The sequence below is a fragment of the Castellaniella sp. S9 genome (assembly GCF_027257175.1).
Classification (GTDB): domain Bacteria; phylum Pseudomonadota; class Gammaproteobacteria; order Burkholderiales; family Burkholderiaceae_B; genus Castellaniella.
On the sequence record NZ_JAPFGD010000020.1, the window covers coordinates 1 to 2,129 of the forward strand.

At 58.9% G+C, this 2,129-nt stretch carries 1 protein-coding gene; it reads right to left on the minus strand.

Annotation, left to right across the window (positions count from 1 at the left end; translation table 11 throughout):
* Positions 1 to 78: 78 nt before the first annotated feature.
* The coding region (locus OOZ48_RS18360) for an Ig-like domain-containing protein (protein ID WP_269500262.1) at positions 79 to 2,129 on the minus strand (2,051 nt) is incomplete at its 5' end.

Sequence of the window (2,129 nt, forward strand, 5' to 3'; positions counted from 1 at the left end):
AGATCGTTCGCCCGCTACTGCGTTGCAACGTCTTGCGAACTGCCTCTTCCTTGAAGGCCTGGCTGTATGTCGTCAAATTCATGTGGAGAACCCAAATTCGATGCGACAACTATGCTGACACGGGGGGTCCACTGACGCGCCAGACTCAGCGGCATTGACCACATTGTCGGACGTGATCGGATCAACCGACACGGTCAGATTCGGCGCCTCAGTATCAACCGAATAGCCGTGAGTTGCGTTTGTCGTCGTGCTATTACCGGCCGCGTCGGTCGTCGTAACCGATACATCCACAGAATCGGCCGCAGCCAGGTCAGAGCCTGCAACCGCAATGGCCCACGAACCGTCCGCAGCAACCGCACCGGTGTAATTAACACCGTTAACTGTCAGAGTGACGGCATCACCTTCGTTGAATTCACCAGCCACCGCACCTATGACGTCCACCGATCCGCCGGACTCTGCAGCATTGACCACGTTATCGGATGTGATCGAATCCACAGATACCGTCAACTCGGGCGCCGCGACGTCAACCGAATAGGCGTGAGTACTCGACACTGTCGTGCCGTTGCCCGCAGCATCCGCCGTTGTGACTGACACTTCCACAGCGGTGGCAGCAGCCAGATCGGAGCCCGCAACTGCGATCACCCACGTACCATCCGCAGCAACAGCGCCGATGTAATCAGTACCATTCAACGTCAGGGTGACGACATCGCCTCCGTTGAACTCGCCATCCACCGTACCAGTGACATCCACTGACGTGCCAGACTCAGCAGCATTGACCACATTGTCGGACGTGATCGGATCAATCGACACCGTGAGCTCTGGTGCGATCGTATCAATGGCGTAGCCGTGTGTGGTGGTCGTCGTCGTGGCATTACCAGCCGCGTCCGTAGATGTTGCACTGACTCCCACCGAGCTATCTGCCAGCAGGTCGCTGGTCGCAACATCAACCGTCCAAGTGCCTGCCGCAGCATCCACAGTAGCTGCGTACTGCTGACCATTGACCGTGACAGTAATCGTTGTCTCAGCGCCGGCCTCGGCGGTAACCGCTCCAGTCACCGCAATCGTCTCTGCACCAGACTCGGCGATGTTGATGACGTTGTCAGCAGTGACAGAGTCAACAGACACCACCAATTCGGGCGCGGTCGTGTCTACACCATAGCCATGAGTGGCGGTGGTCGTCGTGCTATTACCGGCCGAGTCGGTCGTCGTCACCGACACATCCACCGCGGTGGCAGCAGCTAGATCGGTGCCTGCAACCGCTATCGCCCACGTGCCATCAGCAGCAACAGCTCCGGTGTACTCGATGTCGTTCACCGTCAGAGTGACAGCATCGCCTTCGTTAAATTCGCCGGCCACCGCACCGGTGACATCCACCGACGCGCCGGATTCAGCGGCATTGATCACGTTATCGGATGTGATCGGGTCAACAGCCACCGTCAGCTCAGGCGCGGTGGTGTCAACCGAGTAGTCATGGGTCGTGGTCGTTGTCGTGGCATTGCCAGCGGCATCGATGGTCGTCACTGATACTGCCAGTGAACCGGAAGCCGCCAGATCGGAGCCAGCGACCGCTATCGTCCACGAGCCATCCGCAGCAACAGCTCCGGTGTACTCGGTGTCGTTTACCGTCAACGTGACGGTATCGCCCTCGTTGAATTCACCATCTACCGCACCAGTGACATTCACTGCAGCGCCAGACTCCGCGGCGTTGAGCACGTTGTCCGACGTGATCGAATCAACCGAAACTGCCAGCTCAGGTGCAGTGGTGTCAATCGAGTAGGTGTGAATGGTGGATGTGGTCGTGCTGTTGCCTGCGGCGTCCGTGGACGTCGCACTGACTCCCACGGAGCTATCTGCCAGCAGATCACTGGTCGCAACGGCGACCGTCCAAGTACCCGCCGCAGCATCTACGGTCGCCGTGTACTGCTGGCCATTGACGGTAATCGTGATCGTCGTCTCAGCGCCAGGCTCAGCAGCAACAGTGCCGGTCACCGCTATCGTCTCAGCACCAGATTCAGCAGCGTTGATGACATTGTCGGACGTGACCGAATCAACGGACACCGTCAATTCAGGCGCAGCGGTGTCGACGCCATAGTTGTGCGTGGTGGCCTGCGTCGTGCTGTTGCCTGCCG